Origin of the sequence: Dietzia sp. MNB45 (genome assembly GCF_051994785.1) — a bacterium.
GTDB lineage: Bacteria > Actinomycetota > Actinomycetes > Mycobacteriales > Mycobacteriaceae > Dietzia > Dietzia kunjamensis.
In genome coordinates, this window is sequence record NZ_CP163397.1 from 134,586 (window position 1) to 159,494 (window position 24,909).

A 24,909-nucleotide genomic window follows, 5' to 3' on the forward strand; every position below is an offset into this window, starting at 1 on the left:
CCCCCGGTGGTTGCGTGCGGCTATCCCTCCAATGCGCTCTCTCCGACGTAGCCGCCCTCGTGGCACCCCGGTGGGATCGCGAACACGGCGGAGCCGATCGGAACCGTCCAGGTGTTGAGCATGTCCTGCTCTGCCAGTCGCTGCTGGATCGGCACGAACTGGCGTACCGGGTCGGCCTGGTAGGAAGCGAACAACAGACCGGAGTTGCTGATCTGGCCGGACTCCGGGACATCGTCATAGTTGTACGGTCGTCGCAGGATCGTCTCGGCCCGGACCCGTGGCCGGGCCCGGGCGATGTGTGGCTCGGTGGGGATGACGGTCAACCCGGTGCGGTCCATTGCCTCGAAATCAGCGGGGTCGTGTTCTGTAGTACCGGTCAGTGGCGCGCCCGAGTCGAGTTTCCGTCCGATCGAGAGCTCACGGGAGCTCCGTTCGATCTCCTCCCAGGTGTCCATCGTCATCCGGATACGGCGCAGCACCAGGGAGGTGCCGCCCCGCATCCATCGCCGGTCGGCGCCATCGGAATAGAGCAACTGGTCGTAGTCGGCATCGGCCGGTGAGGGATTGGCGGTGCCGTCAATCTGACCGAAGAGGTTGCGTTGTGTCTGCCCGGACGGGTCGGTGCCCACGGCACGGCGGAACCCTCGCTGCGCCCACCGCTGAGTGACCGCGTCGCGAACACCTGAGGACAGAATTCGGGCCGAGTGTGCGACGGTGAGCGGGTCGTCGGCACAGACCTGCAACAGCAGATCGCCGCCGGACCACCGGTCCTCGAGCCGGTCGATCTGTGGGAAGTCCGGCAGCGGCTGCAACCACTCCGGGGTGCGGCGGCCAAGCCCGACCTTGCCGAGCAGCTCCGTGCCGAAACCGATGGTGACCGTCAACCGGGACGGTCCTTCAGCCAACTCGTGTTGCAGGTCGGCGAGACCGCCGCGCCCCTGCGTGAGCCGGGCCGCGTCCTGGGTCCAGGCTCGCAGTACGCCGATGAGGTCGGTGCCGCGAACACCCTCTCGCAGATCGAATGCCACATACGCCGCATGCGCCTGCGGCGCCGTGGTGACGCCGGACTGACGGTCACCATAGAAGGGCTCGGTGGCCGCGCCGACGGCCCGGGAGTTGGCCACCGCGTCGCGATCAGGGGTCCGAGCAGTGGCGGTACGCTCACCAACTCCCCACCCCGCCGCACCTCCGGCGACGGCGGCCCCGCCGACCAGGAAGGATCTGCGATTCAACGCCGAGCGATGGTTTTGGTCGCCCATGTCCCGTCACTCCCCGCCCTGGTACTGCTCATTGCCCCCCTCGAACGACCGTGCCGAGGCGACGATCTCGCTCGTATCGCCGTTCTCCAATGTGAGGGTCACGGTGACTTCCTGGCCCGTGCGGATCGCTTCGTGCACTCCCATCAGCATGATGTGATTCCCGCCAGGCTCGAACACAAGCTCTCCGCCCGCCGGGATGACAAAGCCGCCCTCTCGCGCCCGCATCATCGAGCCACCCGCCGCCCCCGAGACGGTCTCATGCAACTCGGCCTCACCGGAAACCGCGGAGGTCACCTCGACCAGGCGGACATCCTCATCGGATTGATTCCGCACGATCCCAAACACCGGTGCCATCGCGCCACCGTCGCCGTGCGCGTTCGAATCACCGGAACCGGGGTCACCAGTGACCTCGCCGTGGTCAGTACCCCCATTGACGTCAGTGGCCTTGACCCACGCATCCTCCACCACAAGGGGCGCCGCGCCAGCGGTCGCGGCTGCGGTCGTCTCCGTCCCGGTCTCGGTGTTCTCCGAGGTGCACCCGGCCAGGCCCAGGGCGACCGCGGCGATCACCGCGACGAAGGGAGTCCTACGCATAGCTCACTCACATCCATCTAGCTCCACGCACTTGAACCGCGACCGCCCCTGTTGTCCAAACGGAGCGTCGCACCGGCGTGGAAAAGTTACGGCGCAGTTCGGACTGCAACGGCTAGCCAAGAGTCTATAATGTGGCGCTTCGGTCCGGCCCACCGGTCGTGGCGTGCGGTGGAAGAGACAGAGCCGGGCCGCATCGGCCGGGTACGGCCGCGTCGTCACCTAGTCGGACAGGTACGACCGAACTAGAGGCGAGCGCGACGTCATCGACTGGCTGCCGACCAAGCGGGCTCGCGCTCTGCGGGCAGGGGATAGACCTGCCGGGTCAGCCGCTGCCAGGCATCTGCCGCAGAATATCGGTGCAACTCGGACTCTCTGTCGCGGAAGGCGCGCAGGTCCTGACATCGCGCGTCGTGATCGTCGCTGACCCGCCACCAGATCTCACCCCACCTCCCGACTGATCCGGGCGCGCACCGCTCAGGCCGCGCAAGCGGTGGAACCGGTGCTCTGATGGTGGCGCTAGGAGCGCACCCCGACAGCGGCCACCAGGCCGAACAAATATAGAGCCAACGCTGCTACGGCCACCTCAGTGGTCATGAGGTCCCCTGGCTTGCCGGGCCGAAGCTGCTGGCATCTCCAAGGCCTCGGCCTTGTCGCGACCGGTGAGGGTGGCCACGATCAGCACCACGGCGCCACCGGTGATGAAGACATCGGCGAGGTTGAAAGTAGGGAACCAACCGGTGTGCAGGTAGTCAGTCACCACCCCGTCGGGGGCGCGATCGATGAAGTTGGCCACAGCTCCGCCCAAGACCAGGGCCAACGCCAGTCGTACTGTGCGCGTTGCTGTGCCGGTGGCCCGCCAGGTGAAGAGCGCCAGCGCACCGATGATGAGTCCAGTGATGCCGAGAACGACGCCGGCGGGAAGGCCAGCGCCGAGGCTGAACGCCACCCCGGAGTTGAAACCCAGGCGCAGCTGCATTGGTCCCAGATCCACCGTGTGGCCGTCGGCCAGTGCTCCGCCCGCCCAAGCCTTAGCTCCGAGGTCCGCCGCGGCCAGCAGCATGACGGAGACGACCAGAACAGTTCGCGCCAGGGCACCTTGTTCGCTTTGTCGGGGTGGTTCAGTAGCGGGATTAACGTCCTTCGACATGGCATCATCCTCCTCGACTCGAAACCGAGACGGCAAGATACCTCGAACGCGAATGACCAAGCCCCCACGTGGAGGCGGTGTTCAGGCGCAGCAGGAGGTGGGTAGTTCGGTGTGGAAGGTGCCTGCGACCAGGCGCAGGACTTCAGAAGTGGTCAAATACGGGGCCCAGATGTCGGCAATCTGGCGGGTGGTCATCCGGGCTGTGATGGCGTAGGTGGCCGCGAGCATGATTTCTCCGGCGTGGTCTCCGATGGCGCTGAGTCCGAGGATTCTTCCGGTTTCTGTTTCGGCGACCATTTTGATCGCCCCGCGGGTGTCCTGGTCGACTAAGGCGCGCGGCAGGTCCTCGAAGCTCATCACCCGGGATTGGCATCGGTGCCCGGCGGCCCGGGCTGCGGCTTCGGTGAGCCCGGCGGTGGCCAGTTGGGGGCGGGAGAAGATCACCGCTGGCAGTCCGGTGTAGTCGACGACCTCGCCTGGGCCCTGCGGATCGGTGCGAAGGGCATTGGCGGCGGCGGCTTTTCCGGTGGCAGCAGCGACGTAGACGAACTGGGGTGCCGAGGTGGCGTCACCGGCGGCGAAGACGCGCCGGTTGGTGGTGCGTTGATGCTCGTCGACAAGGATGAATCCGTCCGGGTCGGTGGTGATTCCTGCGGCTGGCAGGTTGAGGCGGTCTGTGGAAGGGAGACGCCCGGTGGCCACCAGTAGACGCTCTGCGCAGAGGTTGCGGCCCGAAGCGGTGCGGACTGTGACCTGTGCGTTCTGCCGGTCGACAGAGGTGGCGTGCTCCTCGACCACCGTGATCCCGTCCTGGGCCAGGGCCTGGCGAAGGATGGCGACCATTTCCGGCTCGGCAGCAGGGGTGATCCTGCCGATGATGGTCACCCGGGTGCCCAGATGGGCGAAGAGTTGGGCCTGTTCGATACCGACGTAGCCACCGCCGATGACGATCATGGAGTCGGGCAGTTCAGTTAATTCCATGGCGGTGGTCGAGGTCAGATGCTCCACCTCGTCCAGCCCGGTTACCTCCTTCGGTAGTGCCGGTTCTGCTCCGGTGGCCAGTACCACCGAACCGGCCGCCACCGGATCCCCATCGATCACCAGAGTGTCGGGATCGAGGAAGGAAGCCTCCCCACGGCGGATTTCGAAGCCATGGGCGTTCGCGACGTCGGCGTACTTGGTCTCTCGCAGTCGAGTGACCAGCTGGTCCTTCTGCTTGACCAGCGCTCCCAGATCAACGTCCCGGGCGAGGGTGGGGACCCCGGGGAAGGGATTGGTCAGTGCGGCCTGGCGGGTGCCGGCAGCGGCCAGCAGCGTCTTGGACGGGACGCACCCGATGTTCACGCAGGTGCCGCCGATGGTGCCGTGCTCGATCACCAGCACCGTCCTGCCGGCCTGGCGAGCGGTGATAGCGGCCGCCATGGCTGCCCCGCCGGAGCCCACCACCGCCAAATCGAATTCGAAACCCGGTTCCATCAGATGGCCCCTCTCTTTCTTCGCTCATTAGGATGGACCTTCCAGCGCACTGGAAGGTCAACCCAGGCGGTCTCGAAGGAGCGGTAATTTCAATGAGGATCGGCGAACTGGCTGCCACGGCGGGCACCTCTCCGAAAACCCTTCGCTTTTACGAATCCGTGGGCCTTCTCCCGCCCCCACAACGAACCCTCAACGGTTACCGTGACTACCCCGAGCACGTCATCTCCCGGCTCGATTTCATCCGGCGGGGCCAGAGCGCGGGACTATCGCTTGCCCGCATCGGTGAGATCCTCCGGATTCGCGATGACGGACAGGCACCTTGCGCTCACGTCGACACGCTCCTGGTGACTCGACTGGACGAGATCGACCAGCAGATAGCCGACCTCTTGCAGCTGCGTCAGGCAGTCGCCCAGCTCCAGTCCGCCAATCGCACAGTGGACCCTGCGACCTGCCAAGCCGAGACGATCTGCCGCTACCTCTGACTGTCGGTGCTGTGGCCCATTCGGGACGCACCTGGCTTCCCTGCCGGCCGGTGGCCACGACCCGGCAGGGGGTGTTGATGCGGGCAGTGGGGGTTGTCAGGTGAGTCTCATGGTGGTCAGGCAGGTGAGGTCCAGGTCCCCGGTGGCGATCGGAACAGTGGCCGATTTGTCGTCGCAATCAATGGTGAGCGTGGCAGTGATGTCTCGCGGTAGCCAGAATCCGAGGAAGCCGTTGTCATAGGTGGTGCGTGGTTCGTCGATGAGGGTGTCTCCGGTGGCGGTATCGGTGACGGTGACCTGCACCTGGTGCGGATGGGCGGGGCCGGGCAGGTGCGGCAGTATCTCTGGGGCCGCCCACCAGGCATATAGCCCGGATGCCGCGGGTAGCGTGGTCAGGTCTCCGAGCGGGTGGGTGGTGGAACTCAGAGCCGCGATCGTGGCCGCCGGGCCGAGGGGGTCAGGGGCGGTCATGCCAGTAAGCCTGATAATCCGTCGGTGGCGTCGAGGTAGCCGACATCGCGCAAGGCCGCCTCGAGAATCCGGACATATGGAAGGCGCAGTTCAGCAGCCATGCCGTTGAGGGTCGTTCGGGCCGGCAGGCCGCGCAGGCCGTGGGTGCGCCACAGGTGCAGATTCTGGCGGGTGATCCCGATTCGGCGGGCCAGCTCGGCCTCACTGACGCCGTAGGCGCGCTTGTGGGCGTCGATGAGCTCGACCAGGTGAGGAGTCTCCATAGCTCCGAGTGTCCAGGTGCGCCACAGGTATCGTCAAGGGATAGTTAACGCTTGCGACAAGTTCTAGTGGGAGGTCTGCGTATCTGCCTCGTGCGTATTCGCGGCCACCGGCGGGGGATCGGCAAAGAACTCATCGATCATCGCCGGTAGTGGACCCACCCAGAGCTATCCGGCAGCAGCGGAAGACCTGAAGGGCCGTTTCATCTGCTGAATCGGTGATGCATCTAATGAGACTGCCTGGAAACCTGTGCAGGTCATCGACGTTTCGGAGACCGCCATTCGACCGTCTCCAGATGCGGTGTCCGAGCCATGAGCCGGCGTTGACGCTATCCGTGAGCGGGCGACATCGCAGGTCGGGGCTGGCATTGGAGCTGTGCACGAGAGGGAGGCTGAAGGGCCGAGGATGATTCGTCCGATGCAATACGCAGACTTCCACTTTACATAACATAAGTTATCGGCGCGTTGAAAGCGCAGTTCAGGGGGTGTTCCTGGCGCTCCAAAACCGTGATACGGTTTTGGAGTGATCTACGCGTCCGCACGCCGGCACGGCATCGCAGACACGGAGATCCGGGCGGTTATCGGGCTCTTCGCATCTGAGCGTGGGTGAGGACGACACGCCGGTGAGGCGGTAGGGAGACGAGAGGGTCGAGGCCCTGAAGGATTGGAAGTACCACTACATCCGATCCTGAAAGGGCCTCGACCCATGTCTGAGCCTATCGGGTGCTGCCGGTCTGCCACCGGAACCGCACCTGCGCCCCGTTGTGTCCGCTGCGATCTTCTCGTCGGGCTCGACGACGTGTACGTCCTTGATGCGCGTCTGCGTGGCGAGCACCTGGAGGTGACCGTCGAATCCGAGCCGGGACCGGTCGGATGCCCGGACTGCGGCGCCGCCGGGGTGGGGCATGGACGGCAGGTGGTGCGTCTGGTCGACATCCCCGCGTTCGGCCGCCCCGTCACGATCATCTGGCGCAAACGCCGCTTCGTCTGCCCAGGCGGGGCGTGCGAACGTGTGACGTTCGTGGAGAACCTGCCTGGGCTTGCCTCGCCGCGGCATGCCACCACGGCCCGCGTCGTGGAGTGGGCAGTGGGACAGCTGCGCCGGGAGCACGCCACCGTCAGCGGACTGGCTCGTCAGCTCGGTACCGCGTGGCACACGGTGTGGACGCCGGTCAAGGCTGCATTGGAGGCGTTGGCCGATGATCCGGCCCGCTTCGACGGCGTCCGCACCCTCGGCGTCGATGAACACATCTGGCACCATGTCTCCCGGCGTAAGCGCGGCCCCAAGGAACTGACCGGGATGGTCGACCTCACCCGCGACGGGGACGGCAAAGTACAGGCCAGGCTGCTCGACCTCGTGCCAGGCCGCTCCGGGGTGGTGTTCGCAGACTGGCTCACCGCGCGGGGCAAGGGTTTCACCAGCGGCGTCGAGATCGCCGCGTTGGATCCGTTCCACGGCTACAAGCGAGCGATCGATGACGAACTCGAGGATGCCACCGCTGTTCTCGACGCTTTCCACGTGGTCAAGCTCGCCCTTGGCGCCGTGGACGAGGTCCGCCGGAGGTTGCAGCAGCAGATCTGCGGTCACCGCGGACGTAAAGGCGACCCGCTTTACGGGATCCGCACCATCATCCGCTGCGACCCCGACAGGCTCACCGAGCGCCAGTGGCGGCGGTTCGACGAGGCCCTGGCCGCCGACCCCCGACACGAGGAACTGTTCATCGCCTGGCAAGTCGCCCACGAACTCCGACAGGCCTACCACCACAAAGACCTGCCTGCCGGGCGCAGCGCTGCGGAGAAGGTACTCGCGACCTTGCCATCCTGCCCGATCCCGGAAATCGCCCGACTAGGACGAACGCTCCGCAAGTGGAAGGCCGCCTTCCTCGCGTACTGGACCACCGGCCGCTCCAACAACGGAGGAACCGAAGCGATCAATGGCCTCATCGAACTCCACCGGCGCCTGGCCCGCGGCTACCGCAACCGCGACAACTATCGCCTGCGGATGCTCCTCATCGCCGGCGGGCTACGGACCTGACCCCACGCTCAGATGCGAAGAGCCGGTTATCGAGCACCCGATCGTCCGCTATCGGCTGGCGCCTCGCGCAGAGCCGGACGCGCAGCTGGTGCGGATGATTGGAGACCCGGCCGGTGGGCCGCTGGTCGAGGTGGTCGCAGACCGGGTTCATGCCGATGAGCTGCACGTGTTCCACGCGATGCTGCTGACGTCGGCGGTGGCGCGTGAAGTACTCGAGGCCACCGGAGGATTGCTCGACTTGTCCGACGGCGTTAGTCGCCGTCAGCGAACACAACGGGAGGGATCATGAGTAACGCCAGAGACCGTGAAGCGCGCTACGAGCGGCTAGCTGATCTCGTAGAAGCTGGCGACTACGAGGTGGTCGACCGTTCTGTCGAGGTGCGTCCGGACTACCAGCCCGGCAGACCACGCCGCGGGGACGCGACCGAGGAGACCCGGCCCCTAGCAGTCCGGCTGACCGAGGCCGATCGCGATCGTTTGGCGGAGTACGCCGAGCGGACAGGGCAGCCGATGAGTGCGGTCATCCGAGCGGCCATTGACGAGTACCTCAGTAACCATCCAGCCGCCTAAATCTGCGAGGCGATCGACCTGAACGCAATCGCTTTCCCATCCGCGCATCTTGTTGCAAGAGCTGATCGCTAGGCCTCTCACGTTCCAACAGCGAGCTTGAGAGCCGGCCACCTGCGCCGGAGGGGATCGGACTCGGGGCGGACGGTGGTCTCGCGTGTCCAAGGAAATGGGACGCAGTGTTCGATCCGCGTTCCGCGGGTGTCGCACGTGGCCCTCATTAGGACACTTCTTCTGTGCTGCACGACCATGCAACATCGGCATGAGCGGGTATAGACCGCCGACCTGCACCAATCCTTGACCGGGGGCTGGGGCGCGGGGCGTCGCGTTAGGCGATCATCAAACGAGACGCCGTCTGGAGGCTTGAGCAACTCGCCCGGGTTGTCGGACAAGATGTCAGTCGATGGCGGCGAGGAGGTCGGCGCAGGCCTTCTTGCAGTGGCGGCCGATATCAGGGCCACCACTGCGGTAGTGCTCAGCCGGAGGCCGGTGGACATGTTGTCAGGTGTTTTCCTGTCGATTCGGGGTCGAGACTGTGGCCGTTTGGGGGCGTAGGTCCAGCCGGCGCAGCAGCTGAGCGTTCGCCGCGACGACGACCGTGGACAGGGACATCAGGATCGCGCCGACGGACATCGGCATTACCAGGCCGATGGGTGCCAGGATGCCCGCCGCCAGCGGGACGGCGAGCAGGTTGTAGCCGCCGGCCCACCACAGGTTTTGGACCATCTTGCGGTACGCGGCGTCCGAGAGTGCGCGTACACCGACGACCGCGCGGGGGTCGTCGGATGCCAGCACCACGCCGGCCGAGGCGATTGCCACATCTGTGCCGGCACCGATGGCGATGCCGACGTCGGCCTGGGCCAGGGCCGGTGCGTCGTTTACGCCGTCGCCGACCATGGCGACCGCGCGTCCCTCGTCTTGGAGCTGTGCGACCTTTGCCGCTTTGTCCTCGGGCCGGACGCCCGCGAAGTAGCGGTCGAGGCCCAGTTCGGCGGAGACCGAGGCGGCCACGGCGTCGGGATCACCGGTGATCATCGCGACCTCCAGCCCGTTGGCGTGCAGGGCTTCGATCGCGGCCTTCGACTCGGGGCGCACTTCGTCGACCAGTCGGAGCGCACCGGCGACCGTGCCGTCGACCAAAATGTGCAGGATGATCGCACCGTCAAGCCGCCACTTCTCGGCGATATCGAGCTCCTGACCACCCTGCTGTTGCAGCAGGTAAGGTCCACCGACCTGGACGGTCCGGCTGTCTACGGTGGCTTCGACGCCCACCGCCGGTGAGGAACTGAAATCGGTGGCAGGCCGGATCTCGAGGTCGCGGTCTCGGGCGGCGGCAACGATGGCCTTAGCCAGCGGATGCTCTGAATCGGATTCCGCAGCCGCCGCCAGGGCCAGTAGCTGATCTTCGTCCCATGGTCTGTGGGCTTCGACGGCGGTGACGGCGGGAGTGCCCTTGGTCAGGGTGCCGGTCTTGTCGAACAGGACCGCGTCGACGGTGCGCATGCCCTCCAATGCCAGGCGGTCCTTGATGAGCACGCCTCTGCGGGCGGCGCGCTCGGTGGCGATCGAGACCACCAGTGGGATCGCCAGACCTAGGGCATGGGGACAGGCGATCACCAGGACCGTGATCACGCGGACGACGGCCTGATCCGGGGTGCCGACCAGAAGCCACACCACCGCGGTGAGCAGTGCCGCCCCGAGTGCGAACCAGAACAGCAAGGCGGCCGCACGGTCGGCGATGCGCTGTGCGCGGGAGGAGGAGTTCAGGGCGTCATCGACGAGTTTCTGGATCCCGGCCAGGGCGGTGTCGTCGCCGACGGCACTGATCCGCACCCGCATGCCGGAGTCGGTGGCCACGGTGCCGGCAACCACAGTGTCGCCCTCGCTACGGCGGACCGTGCGGGACTCGCCGGTGATCATCGACTCGTCGATGCTGGCCGTGCCCTGCGCGACCACGCCATCCGCCGGAACACTTCCTCCGGGGCGGACGATCACCACGTCCCCGACCTGCAGATCTGCAGGCGAGACCGTGACGATCGAATCGCCCTCAACCCGCTCAGCCTCGTCGGGCAGGAGGGCTGCCAGGGAGTCCAGGGCCGAGCTGGTCTGGGCGAGTGAGCGCATCTCCACCCAGTGGCCCAGCAGCATGATGACGATCAGCAGCGCCAGCTCCCACCAGAACTCCAGCTCGTGACCGAGCAGCCCGATGGTCGAGCCCCAGGAGGCGACGAAGGCGACTGTGATGCCGAGACTGATCAGCAGCATCATTCCCGGCTGCCGAGCCTTGATCTCGTCGTACCCGCCGGTGAGGAAGGGCTTTCCTCCCCAGATGTACATGATGGTGCCCAGGATCGGGGCGACCCACCGTCCCCAGCCGGTTACCTCGTACCCGAATAGCATCCCGAACATCGGGGAGAACGCGACGGTCGGGATGCCCAGCGCGAGCATGACCCAGAACAAGCGCCGGAACACCTGCACATGGCCCCCGTGGTCGTGGCCGGCGTGCCCGTCGTGGGCGCCGTGACCGTGATGGGCGTGACCGCCGGGCACACCTTGGGCATAGACCGTGTGTTTGCCCTGGCCGTGATGGGCGGCTGCAACCTCACCGCTAAGCCCGCGACGATCAGGATGGTCGTGGGGTTTGCTCATCGGTCCGTCTCCCTTTCCGCGTCACCGAGGGGCCCGATTCGCATGGGGGAAGTCGGCGTCGAACAGCACGCGCAGGACTCCTGGACCGCGATGAGCGGAGGTATCTGAGCTCGATCAGATGTCATCGTGTTCCCCGTCCTCGATGTGCTTGATCTTCGGCGTTCACTTGTCGCTAACGATACCCCCTGGGGGTATCTCCCCGTGTCGAACTCGATCTCGAGGGTGTGCATTGATCGGATAGTGACGGTGTTGTTGAGAAGCCCACCGTCCGCGAGTGCGAATGTGTGTCCAGATAGATGCTGTAAGGCAATGACGTGATCGCCGACCTCGCGCCGCGCGCCCGCCATGCGAGGTGGCCCGGGCTTCGGCGGGGCCGGAGAGATGGCGACCGATCTTGCCCGAATCGGGTGGCGCTGGACCGGGCGTTTGTTAACGGTGTGCCGTATATGGTCAACGTCGTCAGGGACGTAGAGGCCATATACCCCCGGTTGGACCTTTGGAGTGTGAACGGAATGATCAACCCCGACTTCCCCCTGTGGCTGCGTGCCTCCCACCTGATCAACTTCATACTGATCGGCATGCTGCTGCGGTCGGGTTGGGAGATCTTGTCCTCGATGCCGCGGCTGTGGTGGCGCAACGACTGCAAGCCGGGAACCGAGTGGCTACGGTTCACCCGTCGCAGGCTGCCGAAGGAGGAGGGCGTCTACACCTCCCTGATGGACGAGAAGTCGCTGTCTCCGCTCATCGGGCTGCCGGGCCGGGAGAACATCGGGCTCGGACGACACTGGCACGGCCTATCGGTGATGTTGTGGGTCCTCAACGGCCTGATCTACGTGGTGTTGCTGTTCGCCACGGGACTGTGGCAGCGCATTATCCCCACCTCTTGGGACGTGTTCCCCGAGGCGTGGGAGTCCATCAAGATGTACCTCGGTCTTCGGGCCCCGGCGATCGAGCACTTCGACCCGTACGACGCCGCGCAGATGCTCGCCTATACCGTGGTGATCTTCGTCCTCGCCCCGCTGCTCATCCTCACGGGCGTCGCCATGGCGCCAGCGGTGCGCTCGCGGTTCCCCTGGTACTTCAAGCTCTGGGGCGGCCACCAGGGAGCCCGGTCGCTGCACTTCATCCTGATGGTTCTGATCACGGCGTTCATCATCATGCACGTCGGCCTGGTGTTCCTCGTGCACGCCGAACACAACCTCGTGCACATGGTGTTCGGCACTACCGACACCTCCCGCGCCGCCCAGGCCTTCACCATCACCATCGCGACCATCGTCGCGGTGGTGGTGTTCTGGATCGCGCTGAGCTACTGGTCACTGGCCGACCGGGCCCGGGCGCAGCGGTTCACCGCCGGCGTCACCGAGATCGGGCGGCGGATCTTCCTCAACAGGCTGCGGCCGCGGATGGGCCGACAGTCGACTTATACCGACGAGGACATCTCGGAGTTTCACTGGACCAACGGCCTACCGCCCACCGACGACGAGTCGCCCCAGTGGGTGGCGGCCCGCGACGACGACTGGGACGGCTACACCGTGATGGTCGGCGACGACACCACCGGCGCCGAGAAGGTCCTCACCCTGGACGATCTACGAGCCCTGCCCCGGACCTCCTACGTGGCGATCCACACGTGCATGCAGGGCTGGTCGGCCACCTCCCGCTGGACCGGTGTGCGGCTACGAGACCTCCTGGACGAACTCGGCCCCAGGCCCGAGGGCGGCAATTACGTGCTCATCGACTCGTACGGGCTGGCCCAGAAGATGTACGACAACCGACCGCGCGAGCCCTTCTACGCGGTGATCGATGTGGAGACCGCGTACGAGGACGACACGATCCTGGCGTACGAGCGCAACGGCCACCCACTCGAGACGCACCTCGGCGCCCCGGCTCGCCTGCGGGTCGAGTCCAACCACGGCTACAAGCACGTCAAGTGGGTGCGCTCGATCCGGTGGATCGCCGACTACGCGGAGTACGGTGATGGCCGGGGCGGGACCCGCGAGGATTCCGCGCTTCAGGCGTTCAACGGAAGGATTTGACCGTGCCCGAGATCGTGTCGTGTCGCTTCGAGGTCAGCGGCGTCCGCACCGACAGAGACGTCAAGAAGGCACTGCAGGCGCTCTACGACATCTTCGCCGAGCACGGCTTGGGTCAGGCCACCTTCGAACTGACAGGGACCGACCACGCCCAGCTGTACGTCAAGCACCCGGACACGGTCCGCCCGGACCCGGCGATCATCGATGAGGCCCTCGCCCGCGTGGGTGACTTCCGGGTGGTCTCGTCCCGGATTCACCCCTCGGACTGAGTCGGCCGAACGGCCGAGACGTCGTCGAACGGAAAGAGTCCTGGGATGTCCCGAAACCCGGTCCGGCGCAACTGCTCCCACCCGCACTCGTGCTCGGATGAGGTCCGGATGCGGGTGCTGGCTGGTTCCCCGCTGACCCGGGAACTCTCGCCCGATGACCGGCGCGATGTGAACGGGCACCTCACCGCGTGGTCCTGGGCGGAGGGGGATCCGCTGGTGCTCGCCGGGGATGAACTCTCCGGCTCGTACCTCGTGGTCTCGGGTCGGGTGCGCGTCACCCGTGACACCGTCGATGGACGCGAGATCACGGTCGACATCGCCGCCCCGGGGGATACCGTGGGGCCACTGCGCACCGAGCCCGCCGTGGCCACCGAATCCGCCTGGGCGATGGAGACCACCTGCGCACTGTTCCTGCCCGCCGACTCCCTCGCGGAAGTGGTCGGTGACCACCCGCGCCTCGCCCTGGCACTGATGTGGATGCAGCAGGAGCGGCTCACGCAGGCACGCGACAGCGAGATCGCGCGCGCCACTCAGTCGGTGGACAGGCGGGTCGCCTCGGCGCTGCTGTACCTCGACCGGAAGTTCGGCAGTCCCCAGCGGGACGGCTCGAGACTGCTCCAGGTCCGGCTCCGGCGCGACGACATCGCCGGGCTCGCCGGCTCCACCGTGGAGTCCGCTTCGCGAGCGATGGCGGCTCTGAAGAGGGCAGGGGTCATCGACTCCGGCCGCGAGTGGGTCTCGGTCCTCGACCCCATCGCACTCGACAGGCTGACCGCAGGCGAATAGCTGCTCATCGCTGATTTCGCGGTAATTGACCGGCGTCAAGGAAGGTTCCTCCGTCCGCTCCTAGGGTCAGATGTGCACGTAAGGAACGTGCCCGGTTCCCACAGGAACGGTCATCGGAGAGGAGCTCGGATCACCATGAGTGTCCGCGAGCAGATCAAGAGCATCGTCCTGCGTTCGGATGAGTTCTCATGCCCGTCGTGTATCGCGAAGATCGAGAACAAGCTGAACGGACTGGACGGAGTCGAGTCCGCGGAGGTCAAGTTCGCCTCCGGACGAGTACTGGTCGACTACGACCCCGCGAAGGTCTCCGTACGCGACCTGGTCGCCGCGGTCGCCGAGGTCGGCTACGCGGTCAAGCCGTCGGCGTTCTGACGCGACCGCACCGACCGCACTTCGACACGCGAGGGAGACAGGGCAATGCTGAAATCATGGAAGACCTGGGGCGTGGTGGCGGCCTCCGGCCTGCTCATCATCGCCTCCTGGCTCGTCGGCCGACTCACCTCGGCCGACGCCGCGGCGGACGGATTGATGATCGCCGCCGCGCTGGTGGCCGGCTACCGGATCGCCGTCTCGGCGGTCCAGGCCCTGCGGATCCGGATGATCTCGATCGACCTCCTGGTCGTGGTCGCCGCCGTCGGGGCCATGTTCATCGACAACTACTGGGAGTCGGCAGCGGTCACCTTCCTGTTCGCCCTCGGCAAAGCCCTAGAGAGGGCAACTCTCAACCGCACCCGCCGGGCCCTGTCCGACCTCGTCGACTCCGCGCCCGAGACCGCCACCGTCCTGCGTGACGGGGAGCCGGAGATCGTCGAGGTATGGGAACTCGAACCCGGCGACATCGTGCTGGTGCGCAACGGCGAGCAGGTTCCTGTCGACGGCCGCGTGATCTCGGGCAACGGCGGCGTGGACGAGGCGACCATCACCGGCGAATCCGTTCCGGCCGAGAAGTCCGAGGACTCCGAGGTGTTCGCCGGCACCTGGTTACGGTCGGGAGTCCTGCGCGTGGAGGCCGTCGGCATCGGCGACGACACCACCCTCGCCCGGATCGTCCACCGTGTCGAGGACGCCCAAGACGACAAGGCCCGCACCCAGACCTTCATGGAACGGTTCTCGACCTGGTACACCCCCGCCGTGATGATCTCGGCCCTGGTCGTTGGCCTGCTTCCCTGGTCGCTGGTCGCCACCATGAGCAACATCGAGCTCGCGCTCACCCTTCTGGTGATCGGCTGCCCCGGCGCCCTGGTGATCTCGATCCCCGTGTCGATCGTCGCCGGGATCGGCCGCTCCGCCAAGGACGGCGTCCTGATCAAGGGCGGCGAATACCTCGAACGGTCGGCGAAGGTGGACGCCGTCGTCGTGGACAAGACCGGCACCCTCACCAACGGTCGCCCGGTCCTGACCGACGTGGACGTGCTCGACGACGACTACTCGCGCGAGCAGGTGCTGGTGCTGGCCGCGCGCGCCGAGACCGCCTCCGAGCACCCGCTCGCCGAGGCGATCATCACCGGCGCCCGGGACGCCGGCCTGGAGGTCGGGATGGTCGAGGCCGCCGAACCGGTGGCGGGCAAGGGCATCCGCGCCGAGGTGGCAGGACAGATGGTCGCGGTCGGGTCGGCAGCCCTGCTCGATCACCGTCCCGACAATGCGCGCATCCTCGAGCTCAACGAACAGGGCAAGACCGCGATGTTCGTCGGGGTCGACGGGCGGGCAGTCGGGATCGTCGCTGTAGCCGACACCATCCGTGACGACGCGCCGGCCGCGATCCAGGCCCTGCACGACGCCGGGATCCGGGTCGTTATGGCGACCGGCGACGCCGAGCGGGTGGCCCGCAACGTCGGCGCCGAACTCGGAGTCGACGAGATCCGTGCTGAACTCATGCCGGAGGACAAGGTCGAGATCGTGCGCGAGCTGCAGTCCCGCGGCCACACCGTCGCCATGGTCGGTGACGGGGTCAACGACACCCCGGCGCTGGCGCTGGCCGACATCGGGGTGGCGATGGGGGCCGCCGGCTCACCCGCCGCGATCGAGACCGCAGACATCGCGCTGATGGCCGACAGGCTCCCGCGACTGCCCTACGCGCTGGGCCTGGCCAAGCGGACCGTCCGGACCATGCGACTGAACATCGCCATCGCCCTGGTCACCGTGGTCGCATTGCTGGCCGGACTGTTCGCCGGGGGCGTGACCATGTCGATCGGGATGCTGGTCCACGAGGTATCCGTCCTTGCGGTGATCGCCATCGCGATGCTCCTCCTGCGGCCAACCCTCGAGAAGGGAGTCGAGGCCCCGCGAGAAGAGGGGGAACTCGACCTCGTAACCGGGGGCCGAGACGCGATCCGAGTGTGATCGGACCCTGTTGCAGGAAGCGTCCGGCAGACGACGAAGGCCGCCCGCGGCGACGCGGGCGGCCTTCGTTCGGATGAGTTGTACCGGTGTGGAGGGACTCGATCCCCCGACCTCGCGTGCGCTCTAACCAGCTGCGTTACGCCAGCATGCCCTGCCAGTCAGGCGATGGAGGAGAAGGTCGTCGGTTCGATTCCGACAGGGGGGCTCATATCGTGCGGGTCGGGCGAATGTGTGGGCAACTCGGGGAGTAGTCGAGTTCGCGTGATCGGCATCGTTTGATGGGAAAGTCCGTTATCGGCGTTAACGCTATAGACGTAAAGGCAAGGTATTCAGCGCTGTTGACCTGCATGGACACGATGCTCGCTCTTATTTGGCGAGGGTTTCGCGATGGTTAGTGAGTTGTCCGCGGGCGTCGGGCCAAGTCGGCGGGGTCTGGGGGCTGTCGAGCGCCCGGGCGGTGGGGCTGGGGTCGATTTGGCCCAGCGCCGCCAGGGGTTGTCGGTGTCGGCGGTCGATGGTGGTGTTCCAGATGCGGTGACGGTGACCGATGTGGTTGCGCAATCCCCGCTGGTTGCTGTTGGGGCTCGCAGTCGGTGTTGTCATGGTCTACGCGTGACTCAGACCACTGGACAATGTTAGGGTGAATGTCAATTAGCCTTACAAAGCCGTAGGAGGTGTCCAGAGTGACTACGCGCTACCTTCGGAAGGACGAGGGCTTTTTCGCCCCGGATTCGGTGGCCCGACGAGTGTGGTCGTATCCGACGTCGGCCCTGTTCGGATTCATCCGGTCGGTGACGATCGAACATCTCGATCCGGATCTGACCGCAGCCGTTGACCACAGCGGGCAGGTCGTCCAGCGACCGGCGGTGCGTTATGACCGCACGGTCCAATACTTCGCCACTGTGCTCTTCGGGGACGCTGAGACCGTCATCAAGTCGTCGGATGTGCTGATGAAGGTGCACGCGCGCGCCCACGGCCCGAATCCGGTGACCGGCGGCGAGTACGACTCCAATCGCCCGTCCTCGCAATTGTGGATTCATATGACGGCCTGGCACTCGATTCTCTACGTCTACGAGAAGTACGGTCCGGGCAAGCTCAGCCGGTCCGACGAGAACGAGTACTGGCGCGAGTGCGCGATCGCGGCGCAGTTCCAGCCGATCGAGATCGATGACGTCCCGCGCACCCGAGGCGAGGTGCAGAAGTACTTCGACGACTGGCGCGACCGGCTTGCTTCCTCCGAGGCTGCGATGTACAACATCGACTTCATCCTCGACGGGATGCGTACCGTTTTCACCGCTCTGCCCGCACCGATGCGGTTGGTGTTGGGGCCCTTCGTCAGGGCCGGCGTCGTGGCAACCTATCCGCGGTGGATGCGGTCGATGATGGGCGTGCGGCAGTCGCCTGTTACCGATGCGCTTGCGTCGGCGGCAATCCGACCGGCGATGGCGGCACTCGCCCGGGGCCCCCGCGCGCAGGTCTGGTTCCTCAACCGCATCGCGCCGCGGGGCGGGCCGGTTCTCGAGGGCTATCTCAGGGGGGTGGACGCAGAATCGTCGAGTGTCTACACGCCGCAGGAGGCGCGTAAGAAGTTCGGTGACCCCCGCAGTCCGCTCGAGCAATACTCTGACCTGCTCGCCGCCCGGCAGCAGGGTTCCGCTCCCGCGCCGTACGAGCACAATCATCGGGACGACCTACTGGAGTTCGCCACACCAAAGGCGCAGGCAAGCTGATAGGCGGCGACTCAAGGCGTAGCGGTGTGTGGCGGATCTCCCTGGCGCAACGTTCTGCGGTCGGTTGACCCTGAGAGCTCCACTCGTCCAGGCCGGCTCTACCTTCAGAGTCTCGCGACGACGTGGTGCGCTTTGCGCAATGCCGTGAAAACGGCGTGACGCACGAGCAGCTTGCCGTAGACGCCAAATAGTTGATGGACCGTCGTAGCGGCCGGGTTTGGGGCACCGCTATCACCATCGTCGGGTCAGGGTTGGGGGCCTCGGGCTGGGGTTCCCGTGCGGCAGCTCCGGGCGTCGGGTGATCGCCGACTTCTATTGGCTTTTGCTTGACGCACGCATCGGCGCTTGTGATACTGATCACCACATAACAGTTGTTATGTGGTTCCGCCTCCGCGATGCTAGCCCAGGGGTGTCCTGCGTCACAACCATGAGGTGCAGGTGGTGGTCGGGGCGCCATGCGGGCGGGTGGCCCATGCTGGAGGATGAGGGTGGTTCGATGCTCGGTGTCTGCGGGTCTCGATCGCCATAGGGTGAGTTCTTTCGACGATGAGGATGCGGTTGATGGTGGCTCGTACGCCGGGTGGGGTGAAGGGGCAGGACGCGCGTCGGGTGATCGCTCGAGCGGCGTGTGATCTGGTCGCCGACGGCGGGCTGGATCATGTCTCGCTTCGCCGGGTGGCCAGTCAGCTCGGTGTGACGACCGGTTATGTCACCCACTACTACCTCGACAAAGAGGACTTGCTTGAGGCGGCGTTGCGCGCGGCTCTCGATGAGTTGACCCCACCCGAGCAGGGCTGGTCGACGAATCTTCAGGAGTGGATCGATTCGGCCGTGGCGATACTTCCCAGCAACGGTGGTTCGCAACGATTCTGGCGCGTACTGACTGCGTTCCAGGCCGCCAGTCTCAACAGCGAGCGACTGTCCGGGGTGCTCATCAGCTACGCGAAGAGCAGCTTGTCCAACCTCACCGAACATCTCGCAGTGAACCGCCCCAGGTTTCCCGCCGCCTCCTTTTCGAGTCGAGGAGGATGGTTGTATGCCGAAGAAAATCGATCCCGCGGTCAAGGAGCGGGCACTGCGGATGGTGGCCGAGCACCGCGGGGAGTACGCGTCGCTGACGGCCTGCTGCGACCAGATCGGCCGCCGTCTGGGGCTGGGCAAGGAGACGGTCCGCAGGTGGGCTGTGCAGGCCGACATCGACTCAGGCGCACGCCCCGGCGTCAGCACCGAGGAGAGCGCCGAGATCAAGCGCCTCAAGGCAGAGAACCGGCGGCTGACCGAGGACCTGGAGATCATGCGCCGGGCCTCGATTTTCTTCGCGGGGGAGCTCGACCCCCGCAACCGGTGATCTGCGAATTCATCGATCAGATGAGAGCCGAGGGTCATGCGGTCGAGTCGGTCTGCCGTGGCCTGCGCAAAGCAGGTCTGCAGATCGCCGCACGCACCTATCGGATGTGGACCTCACCCCGGCGGGCAATCGCAGCGAGGGTCGTCAGCGACGCCGAGGTGGAGGACGTCATACGGCAGCTGGTGTGGAAGCCCGATGCGCAGGGGCGCCGGAAGATGCAGCCAGCCGGGCTGTACGGGCGCCGCAAAATGCTCGCCGAGGTCCGCCGGGCCGGGTTACCCGCAGCGAGTCCGGGCGCGGTGGACCGGGCGATGCGCACGCTGGGCCTATCCGGGGTGGTTAGGGCAAAGAAGGTGTACACGACCTCCCCAGATTCGGACGCAGTGCGGGCGCCGGACCTGCTGGACCGGGACTTCACCTCAGATCGCCCGGACCGGGTGTGGGTCGCTGACTTCACGTACGTCCGAACGTGGGCCGGCTTCGCCTACGTCGCGTTCATCGTCGACGTGTTCGCCCAGCGCATCGTTGCCTGGAATGCGGCGACCACCATGGCCACGGATCTGGTGATGACGCCGCTGCGGATGGCGCTGTGGCAACGCGACCGCGAGGGACACCCGGTCGAGCCGAAATCGCTGATCAGCCACTCGGACGCAGGCAGCCAATATACATCTGTAGCGTTCACCGAACGCCTCGCCCTCGAGGGGATCGAACCGTCGATCGGCAGCGTCGGTGACGCCTACGATAACGCCCTCATGGAGACGATCAACGGGCTATACAAGGCCGAGTGCATCCGCTCGTCGATCTTCCACGACGGACCGTACAAGACGCTCGCCGACGTCGAGTACGCGACCGCCGCATGGGTCGAGTGGTACAACAATGACCGGCTCCACTCGAGCCTGGGCTACGTTCCGCCCATCGAGTTCGAGCAGAGCTACTACGCCGCTCTCAACCGAGAGCTGCAACCCACATAGGGCGCGGCGGAAAACCTGGGGCGGTTCAGCGTCAGAAGTAAACGGCGCTTGTTCGTCGCGTGAGCCCACCTGTTGCGCGACGAAGCTGGTGCCACGCTCTTACGCGACACCGAAGTCGCGGTCCTTGCGTCGTGATGCCGCCGTCGGAAATTCCCGCTACGGCAAGGACGATGAGGGTTCGAGTACGCGTCAGTGAGTGCCGGTATCGAGACCATAGGGTTCTTTCGGCTTTACATAAGACCTGTTTACCGGCGGGCACGCAGGAGCTCGTGTTCTGCGCAGTCCGGCTGGTCTTGATGGAATCGTGAATGGCGCCGGTGGCTTCTCTGGGGCGGTTGGCCGTGTGGATCTGGGTGGCATTCGGGAGTGCTGGTAGATGGGCAGCCCGGTTCAGCGCAGTTTGCGCAGTGGCGGCTAGCGATCGTGCGAAGTGTCGGCCCGCCGTGCCGGGGTCGGCGGCGGAGGAGCGCCTTCCCCGCGAGGCGAGTCGGGCGTTCGCTGTGAGACCACCTGATTCTGAGCGCTTTCGCGAGTAGTGGCGTACTCCCACCAGACCTACAGTGCGCGTACAGGCAGTTGCCAGGAACTGCCGTCAGATTGGTGCTCACACCCCCGACGCCTACGAGCTAGGAGCAAGCACCATGAACCACGTCCCTGAAGTTGACCGGACCCCGGACGGGCCGGCGTACGAGGGCCGTCTGCTGGCCCGCCCAGACGATGAATTGGTCGATCAGGGCGCGGGTTTCGACGCCAAGACTTTGGTCACCCGCCGACGGATGCTGGGCCTGGTCGGAGCGGGAGTCGGCGCGGTCACTCTCGCCGCCTGCTATCCGGGCAGTTCCAGTTCGAGCAGCGCCGGCTCGGTGTCTGGTTCGACGACCACCTCTGCCTCCGGGTCCTCGATTGCTGAGATTCCCGAGGAGACCAACGGCCCGTACCCGGCTGATGGCACCAACGGTGTCAACGTGTTGCAAGAGTCCGGAATCGTGCGCAGTGATCTGACCTCCAGCCTCGACGGTGGAACGACCGTTGAGGGCGTGCCGTTCGAGTTGACGTTCGTCGTCACTGACATGGCCAACGGCAACGTCCCCTTCGAGGGTGCGGCGGTCTACGCGTGGCAGTGTGACGCCCAGGGCCTGTACTCGATGTACTCCCAGGGCGCTGAGGACGAAACGTACCTACGCGGCATCCAGGTCGCTGACACCAATGGCGAGTTGACCTTCAAGACCATCGTTCCGGGCTGCTACGCAGGCCGATGGACCCACATCCACTTCGAGGTCTACCCCGACGAGCAGTCCGCGACCGAGGTGGCCAACGTCATCGCGACATCCCAGCTGGCCTTCCCCCCGGACATGCTCACTGACGTCTACGCACTCGATGCGTATGCCGGTTCTGCCGAGAATCTCGCCGGTGTGGGCACCGCGATCTCTGATGACGGCATCTTCGCCGACGGCGACTGGAACCTTCAGGTGCCAACCATCACCGGTGACATCACGTCCGGGTACGTCGGCAGATTGGCCGTCGGCGTCGACACCACGACCGAAGCCACCGGCGGCGGTGGTGGTGGCGGGATGCCGCCCGGTGGTGGTGGTGGGATGCCGCCCGGTGGCGGTACGCCACCTAACGGTGGCCCGCCGAGCAACTGATTACCCCGCCACCACGGTGGCACACCCTGCTCGATCTGACCCCTAATCTCTAGGAGAAACACCATGCTGCAAAATCTCACGGGCTGGCACGCCCTGGTCATCCTCGCCATTATGCTTCTGGTCTTCGGGGCGTCGAAACTGCCGGCGCTGGCTAAGAGCGTCGGGCAGTCGATGCGGATCCTCAAAGACGAAGTCCGCGAGGGGACCGACGCGGACACAGCGCCAACTGCCAGCACCGTGGCCCCGGCAGTGGCCGGGGCCACGGATCATCAGGCCGCACCGGTCACGGGCCGCCCGGAGTTGAACCCGGTCAGCAGGGCATCGTGACTGCCGCTACCGCCGCACGGGGAACGATGCTTCTCTCCGACCATGTCCGAGAAATGCGCAACCGCGCCATTCGCGCGGCGGTGGCATTGCTCGTCGGCATCGTCGCCGGCTATCTGCTCTCTGACCAGATCCTTGACGTGCTGCGAGCCCCCATCGATGAGATCGCCCGGTATCGGCAGGCGAGCCTGAACTACGACACGGTGACCGGGGCGTTCGACCTTAAGCTCAAAATCGCCCTCTTCACCGGCGTGCTGCTGGCAAGCCCGGTGTGGCTCGTCGAGTTGTTCAGGTTCGCGGTGCCCGGGATGACCGCGAGGGAGAAAAAGTACACCGTCGGATTCGCGCTAAGCGCGATCCCCCTGTTCGCCACCGGAGTCGCGTTCGGATTCCTGCTGTTCCCGCAAATGGTGCGGCTCCTGGCCGGATTGTCCTCCAACGAGGATGCCACCATTTTGACCGCGACCTACTACGTGGACTTCGTGATGAAGATCGTGCTGGCGACCGGAGTGGCATTCGTGCTGCCCGTCTTTGTCGTCCTGCTCAACTTCCTCGATCTGGTCTCGGCGAAGACCATCCGAGGCGGCTGGCGCCTCATCGTCGTCGGTATCGCGCTGTTCAGCGCACTGGTGACCCCTGCCGCCGACGTGCTGTCGATGTTCCTGGTCGCGGTCCCCATGACCATTCTGTTCGCCGGCGCACTGGCGATCACCCAACTACGGGACAGCCGGGCGGACCGCCGAGCTGTCACCGCTGAGGTCGCCGACCTTTCGGCGGAAAGGCAGGGATCTGCACCATGTTCGGTCTGACGTTCGAGAAGCTGCTATTGCTCGCGATCATCGCCGGGGTCATCCTCGGTCCACACAATCTGCCGATCTACGCGCAGAAGCTCGCCGAGACCGTCCGCGCGCTGCGGGCCTTCATCGACATGACCCGCACAACGGCCGAGAAAGAGATGGGGATACCCCTGCAGCGCGCCGACTGGCAATCGCTGAACCTGCGGCAATATGACCCTCGTCTGATCGTGCGCGAGGCGCTCGATGAAGCTGACAGCACTGCGACCTCGCCTGTGGCGGGCACGGAGAGTAGTCGCGAGGTAGAGCGCGCCGAGACTGGAGCCGACCTGGCTGAGCAGGCAAGTCGCGTGCGCCCGGGGCAGAAGTTCATCACCACCGGGTCGGCAGCCCACCCAGTTCGCCTGCCCATCGACTCGCTGCCCCTCGATGACCCCCGCCGGATCGCCGCATACGGCACAAACTTAGTGGACGAGCCTGAACACGTCGAAGTCTGACCCCGGCCCATGATTTCACGAACTTGACCGTAAAGCTACTTCACACGCACGACCCTAGGTGCATTGTCAGACGAGACGGCACCTGAACCCGAAAATCGGGAGGTGGTCGGTTCGGTTACCGTCGCGCCACTGACGGTGCAATGCCATATCGCTGCTTATATGCCGCCGCGAACCGGCTTGCTGACGAAAATCCCCAACGTGCCGCAACGTCACCGACTGTCAATAGCGGATTGGTGGTGAGGTCCGCATGAGCCCGCTGCAGCCGAATTACCAGCAAGTGCTGGGTAGGAGACCGGCCGACCCAACGCTGAAAGCCTTCTTGTAGCCGCCGCGAACTCGTACCGGCAAGCGCGGCCATGTCTGCAGCGGTCCAAGCCCGCGCTGGGTCATCGTGAAGCGCCTCGATCACCCGCCGAATCATTCGCGGCCGGGCATTGGCACCGATCCCGCCCTCAAGGCAACTCGCTTCGACGAGGCCCACTGCTACCGCGCTTGCAAGCTGGCGGCGTACGAGCTCGCTGTCGAGAAACAAGTCGGAATCGTGCACGTTAGCGGCGAGGCTAACGACCAAGTGATGCCAAGCCTTGGCTCGCCCTGCATTCAGGGACATCTGTTCCGGCAACAGCGTACGCACGTTGATCCGGTCTGTCCCTAAGATTTGTTCCGCTTCAACTTCCAACCATGAACTGTCGAACTTCACTCCGATCACCGTGCAGGTTGCGTCCCAATGACTGATCAGGGAGGGCGTGTCGGCCGAGAAGACCGTGCCTTGGCCGACTGCTGAGGTGATCGACCCGAAGCGGCCTCGACTCTCAAAGTGCCCGGTGAGTGGCATGTTCACCTCGTACGCGCCTGGGTAGTCGCACTCGGGGCCGGGCGCCACCGGGCGCTCGTACTCGGACTTCCCGACGATCATCACCTCCATCCGCGATCGGATCCTCACGCTCCCCGCGGAGACCCTCGTGCACACCGGTCACGGCGACGGCACGAAGGTCGGGGACGAATCCCCGCACCTCGAGGAATGGATCAGGCGCGGGCACTGACGGTCCGGTGGTGTCCCGCGGGTGTGAGGCAGGCTCTGCGGGACGGTTAGTGGAGGCTATGCCGTAGACCGATTGGATTCGCAAGAGGAGAGGGCTCGGCACCGTCCACTTCACAAAACGTTCAGTTCTCGGCGTGCAGACGGTGCGGCGGAGTGAGGCTTGCCTCGCCCACCGCCGGCGCGGGAGCG

At 65.7% G+C, this 24,909-nt stretch carries 22 protein-coding genes, 2 pseudogenes and 1 other annotated feature; of the genes and pseudogenes, 16 read left to right on the forward strand and 8 right to left on the reverse strand.

Annotated features, from left to right (window positions below; genetic code table 11):
• Positions 1-20: 20 nt before the first annotated feature.
• From AB5G72_RS00680 to merA, 4 genes are all read right to left on the reverse strand, one after another.
• Entirely contained in the window at positions 21-1,259 is a 1,239-nt protein-coding gene (locus tag AB5G72_RS00680; RefSeq protein ID WP_440219919.1) for a Dyp-type peroxidase, read from the reverse strand.
• 6 nt (positions 1,260-1,265) lie between these two features.
• Positions 1,266-1,829, reverse strand: coding sequence for a copper chaperone PCu(A)C (locus AB5G72_RS00685; RefSeq protein ID WP_440220695.1), 564 nt, complete (start codon positions 1,827-1,829; stop codon positions 1,266-1,268).
• A 607-nt stretch (positions 1,830-2,436) separates the two neighbouring features.
• Positions 2,437-3,000, reverse strand: coding sequence for a signal peptidase II (gene lspA, locus AB5G72_RS00690; RefSeq protein ID WP_440220696.1), 564 nt, complete (start codon positions 2,998-3,000; stop codon positions 2,437-2,439).
• An 81-nt stretch (positions 3,001-3,081) separates the two neighbouring features.
• A complete protein-coding gene (gene merA / locus AB5G72_RS00695) occupies positions 3,082-4,476 on the reverse strand; it encodes a mercury(II) reductase (protein ID WP_440220697.1) in 1,395 nt (464 codons plus the stop codon).
• A gap of 92 nt (positions 4,477-4,568) precedes the next feature.
• Here merA and AB5G72_RS00700 point away from each other — a divergent pair, with 92 nt between their 5' ends.
• On the forward strand, positions 4,569-4,958 hold the full coding sequence (locus AB5G72_RS00700; RefSeq protein ID WP_440220698.1) for a heavy metal-responsive transcriptional regulator: 390 nt from the start codon (positions 4,569-4,571) through the stop codon (positions 4,956-4,958).
• Positions 4,959-5,054: 96 nt separating this feature from the next.
• Here AB5G72_RS00700 and AB5G72_RS00705 read toward each other — a convergent pair whose 3' ends face one another.
• Together AB5G72_RS00705 and AB5G72_RS00710 are read right to left on the reverse strand one after the other, a co-directional pair.
• Positions 5,055-5,429 carry a CueP family metal-binding protein gene (locus tag AB5G72_RS00705; protein WP_083249563.1) on the reverse strand — a complete coding sequence of 125 codons (375 nt, stop codon included), beginning with the start codon at positions 5,427-5,429 and terminating at the stop codon, positions 5,055-5,057.
• Positions 5,426-5,692, reverse strand: coding sequence for a hypothetical protein (locus AB5G72_RS00710; protein ID WP_069388921.1), 267 nt, complete (start codon positions 5,690-5,692; stop codon positions 5,426-5,428). The genes AB5G72_RS00705 and AB5G72_RS00710 overlap by 4 nt, the downstream gene beginning before the upstream one ends.
• A gap of 796 nt (positions 5,693-6,488) precedes the next feature.
• Here AB5G72_RS00710 and AB5G72_RS00715 point away from each other — a divergent pair.
• Both AB5G72_RS00715 and AB5G72_RS00720 read left to right on the forward strand, forming a co-directional pair.
• A complete protein-coding gene (locus AB5G72_RS00715; RefSeq protein ID WP_182611187.1) occupies positions 6,489-7,724 on the forward strand; it encodes an ISL3 family transposase in 1,236 nt (411 codons plus the stop codon).
• A gap of 285 nt (positions 7,725-8,009) precedes the next feature.
• Positions 8,010-8,294: a ribbon-helix-helix protein, CopG family gene (locus AB5G72_RS00720; RefSeq protein ID WP_154829639.1), complete on the forward strand. Its 285-nt coding sequence runs from the start codon at positions 8,010-8,012 to the stop codon at positions 8,292-8,294.
• A 498-nt stretch (positions 8,295-8,792) separates the two neighbouring features.
• On the opposite strand, the gene AB5G72_RS00725 is transcribed toward AB5G72_RS00720, so the two are convergent.
• Positions 8,793-10,940, reverse strand: coding sequence for a heavy metal translocating P-type ATPase (locus tag AB5G72_RS00725; protein ID WP_440220699.1), 2,148 nt, complete (start codon positions 10,938-10,940; stop codon positions 8,793-8,795).
• A 512-nt stretch (positions 10,941-11,452) separates the two neighbouring features.
• On the opposite strand from AB5G72_RS00725, the gene AB5G72_RS00730 reads away from it, so the two are divergent.
• From AB5G72_RS00730 to AB5G72_RS00785, 12 genes and pseudogenes are all read left to right on the forward strand, one after another.
• Complete coding sequence (locus tag AB5G72_RS00730) at positions 11,453-12,973, forward strand: molybdopterin-dependent oxidoreductase (protein WP_440220700.1); 1,521 nt, start codon at positions 11,453-11,455, stop codon at positions 12,971-12,973.
• 2 nt (positions 12,974-12,975) lie between these two features.
• The gene (locus AB5G72_RS00735) at positions 12,976-13,239 is read left to right on the forward strand and encodes a hypothetical protein (RefSeq protein ID WP_154829636.1); all 264 of its coding nucleotides are present in this window, start codon (positions 12,976-12,978) and stop codon (positions 13,237-13,239) included.
• Positions 13,240-13,284: 45 nt separating this feature from the next.
• Positions 13,285-14,025 carry a Crp/Fnr family transcriptional regulator gene (locus AB5G72_RS00740; protein WP_440220701.1) on the forward strand — a complete coding sequence of 247 codons (741 nt, stop codon included), beginning with the start codon at positions 13,285-13,287 and terminating at the stop codon, positions 14,023-14,025.
• Positions 14,026-14,160: 135 nt separating this feature from the next.
• Positions 14,161-14,397 carry a heavy-metal-associated domain-containing protein gene (locus tag AB5G72_RS00745; protein WP_154829634.1) on the forward strand — a complete coding sequence of 79 codons (237 nt, stop codon included), beginning with the start codon at positions 14,161-14,163 and terminating at the stop codon, positions 14,395-14,397.
• A 48-nt stretch (positions 14,398-14,445) separates the two neighbouring features.
• Positions 14,446-16,368, forward strand: a complete 1,923-nt coding sequence (locus AB5G72_RS00750; protein WP_244294194.1) for a heavy metal translocating P-type ATPase — start codon at positions 14,446-14,448, stop codon at positions 16,366-16,368.
• A gap of 683 nt (positions 16,369-17,051) precedes the next feature.
• Complete coding sequence (locus AB5G72_RS00755; RefSeq protein ID WP_241504849.1) at positions 17,052-18,098, forward strand: oxygenase MpaB family protein; 1,047 nt, start codon at positions 17,052-17,054, stop codon at positions 18,096-18,098.
• A gap of 561 nt (positions 18,099-18,659) precedes the next feature.
• Positions 18,660-18,839: pseudogene (locus AB5G72_RS00760) on the forward strand (TetR family transcriptional regulator); the annotation flags it as partial.
• Between the two features lie 295 nt (positions 18,840-19,134).
• Positions 19,135-20,417 (forward strand): IS3 family transposase gene (locus tag AB5G72_RS00765; RefSeq protein WP_440220693.1). Its coding sequence is split into 2 segments (ribosomal slippage): positions 19,135-19,408 and positions 19,408-20,417, totalling 1,284 coding nucleotides; the frame shifts between segments, so codons are not numbered across the junction.
• Positions 19,404-19,538 (forward strand) — a sequence feature (AL1L pseudoknot). (Overlaps the previous gene by 135 nt.)
• Before the next feature lie 641 nt (positions 20,418-21,058).
• On the forward strand, positions 21,059-22,063 hold the full coding sequence (locus AB5G72_RS00770) for a dioxygenase family protein (RefSeq protein WP_440220702.1): 1,005 nt from the start codon (positions 21,059-21,061) through the stop codon (positions 22,061-22,063).
• 63 nt (positions 22,064-22,126) lie between these two features.
• Positions 22,127-22,390 carry a twin-arginine translocase TatA/TatE family subunit gene (locus AB5G72_RS00775; RefSeq protein ID WP_440220703.1) on the forward strand — a complete coding sequence of 88 codons (264 nt, stop codon included), beginning with the start codon at positions 22,127-22,129 and terminating at the stop codon, positions 22,388-22,390.
• Positions 22,391-22,416: 26 nt separating this feature from the next.
• Entirely contained in the window at positions 22,417-23,196 is a 780-nt protein-coding gene (gene tatC, locus AB5G72_RS00780) for a twin-arginine translocase subunit TatC (protein WP_440220704.1), read from the forward strand.
• Positions 23,184-23,678, forward strand: a complete 495-nt coding sequence (locus AB5G72_RS00785) for a preprotein translocase (protein WP_440220705.1) — start codon at positions 23,184-23,186, stop codon at positions 23,676-23,678. The genes tatC and AB5G72_RS00785 overlap by 13 nt, the downstream gene beginning before the upstream one ends.
• 115 nt (positions 23,679-23,793) lie before the next feature.
• Here AB5G72_RS00785 and AB5G72_RS00790 read toward each other — a convergent pair whose 3' ends face one another.
• Positions 23,794-24,603 carry a helix-turn-helix transcriptional regulator gene (locus AB5G72_RS00790; RefSeq protein WP_154829612.1) on the reverse strand — a complete coding sequence of 270 codons (810 nt, stop codon included), beginning with the start codon at positions 24,601-24,603 and terminating at the stop codon, positions 23,794-23,796.
• Here AB5G72_RS00790 and AB5G72_RS00795 point away from each other — a divergent pair.
• A pseudogene (locus AB5G72_RS00795) lies at positions 24,548-24,721 on the forward strand (MBL fold metallo-hydrolase); the annotation flags it as partial. The gene AB5G72_RS00790 and the pseudogene AB5G72_RS00795 overlap by 56 nt on opposite strands.
• Positions 24,722-24,909 lie beyond the last annotated feature (188 nt).

Coding starts and splice junctions, on each gene's coding strand:
- AB5G72_RS00680 (WP_440219919.1), bottom strand. CDS start 1,259: ATGGGCGACCAAAACCATCGCTCGGCGTTGAATCGCAGATCCTTCCTG.
- lspA (WP_440220696.1), bottom strand. CDS start 3,000: ATGTCGAAGGACGTTAATCCCGCTACTGAACCACCCCGACAAAGCGAA.
- merA (WP_440220697.1), bottom strand. CDS start 4,476: ATGGAACCGGGTTTCGAATTCGATTTGGCGGTGGTGGGCTCCGGCGGG.
- AB5G72_RS00700 (WP_440220698.1), top strand. CDS start 4,569: ATGAGGATCGGCGAACTGGCTGCCACGGCGGGCACCTCTCCGAAAACC.
- AB5G72_RS00705 (WP_083249563.1), bottom strand. CDS start 5,429: ATGACCGCCCCTGACCCCCTCGGCCCGGCGGCCACGATCGCGGCTCTG.
- AB5G72_RS00710 (WP_069388921.1), bottom strand. CDS start 5,692: ATGGAGACTCCTCACCTGGTCGAGCTCATCGACGCCCACAAGCGCGCC.
- AB5G72_RS00720 (WP_154829639.1), top strand. CDS start 8,010: ATGAGTAACGCCAGAGACCGTGAAGCGCGCTACGAGCGGCTAGCTGAT.
- AB5G72_RS00725 (WP_440220699.1), bottom strand. CDS start 10,940: ATGAGCAAACCCCACGACCATCCTGATCGTCGCGGGCTTAGCGGTGAG.
- AB5G72_RS00730 (WP_440220700.1), top strand. CDS start 11,453: ATGATCAACCCCGACTTCCCCCTGTGGCTGCGTGCCTCCCACCTGATC.
- AB5G72_RS00740 (WP_440220701.1), top strand. CDS start 13,285: ATGTCCCGAAACCCGGTCCGGCGCAACTGCTCCCACCCGCACTCGTGC.
- AB5G72_RS00745 (WP_154829634.1), top strand. CDS start 14,161: ATGAGTGTCCGCGAGCAGATCAAGAGCATCGTCCTGCGTTCGGATGAG.
- AB5G72_RS00770 (WP_440220702.1), top strand. CDS start 21,059: ATGAACCACGTCCCTGAAGTTGACCGGACCCCGGACGGGCCGGCGTAC.
- AB5G72_RS00775 (WP_440220703.1), top strand. CDS start 22,127: ATGCTGCAAAATCTCACGGGCTGGCACGCCCTGGTCATCCTCGCCATT.
- tatC (WP_440220704.1), top strand. CDS start 22,417: ATGCTTCTCTCCGACCATGTCCGAGAAATGCGCAACCGCGCCATTCGC.
- AB5G72_RS00785 (WP_440220705.1), top strand. CDS start 23,184: ATGTTCGGTCTGACGTTCGAGAAGCTGCTATTGCTCGCGATCATCGCC.
- AB5G72_RS00790 (WP_154829612.1), bottom strand. CDS start 24,603: ATGGAGGTGATGATCGTCGGGAAGTCCGAGTACGAGCGCCCGGTGGCG.